1 protein-coding gene is annotated in these 712 nt (G+C 66.9%); it reads right to left on the minus strand.

The window, feature by feature from the left end:
* Positions 1-712, minus strand: a 712-nt coding sequence (locus STSP_RS00785) for an XdhC family protein (protein ID WP_198547231.1), incomplete at both ends; no start/stop codon positions are given.

Genomic DNA, 712 nt, shown 5'->3' on the forward strand with positions numbered 1-712 from the left:
TGATCGGTTACCCCTGCTGCGCGCAGGCGCTGTATGCGGTCCTCGTGGGTGCGCCGGGATCCCATGGCCCCGACATAAGCAACCGGCAGCTTCAGTGCTCGTTGCAGGAGCGGTATGTCGAACTTGGCATCGTGCGTGAGCACACACAGCACTGTTCGGTTGTCGAGGCGAGTGGCTTGCAGGTAGCGGTGAGGCCAGTCGACGACCACTTCGTCCGCCTGGGGGAAACGCGCCTGGGTCGCGAATACCGGTCGGGCATCGCAGACGGTTACGTGGTAGCCGAGGAATTTGCCGAGCCGTACCAGAGCTGCCGCGAAGTCGATCGCTCCGAAGACGATCAAGCGGGGGGCCGGGACACTGGATTCGACCAGCAGTGTCAGCGGGCGACCGCAGTAGGACCCCTCCTCGCCGATCACGACTGTCCCGGTGCGCCCCAGTTCCAGCATCGCCCGAGCCTCGGCCGCTGCAGTGCGACTCAGCTGCGGCTGGACACCCAGCGTTCCCTCATAAGACCCGTCGGAGTGGACTGCCAGCGCGCGACCGAGCCGTTCGGCCGGCCCGTCGACAACACGAGCCAGCGCAACCGTCTCCTGTGAGCGTGCGGCCAACAACGCGGCAGCGAGGACGTCCCGGTCCGGATCGCCGGCACGGACAGGCGTGACCAGGATGTCGATGACCCCGCCACACGTGAGGCCGACGGCGAAGGCGTCCT

It is taken from the genome of Streptomyces jeddahensis, from assembly GCF_001642995.1.
GTDB lineage: Bacteria > Actinomycetota > Actinomycetes > Streptomycetales > Streptomycetaceae > Streptomyces > Streptomyces jeddahensis.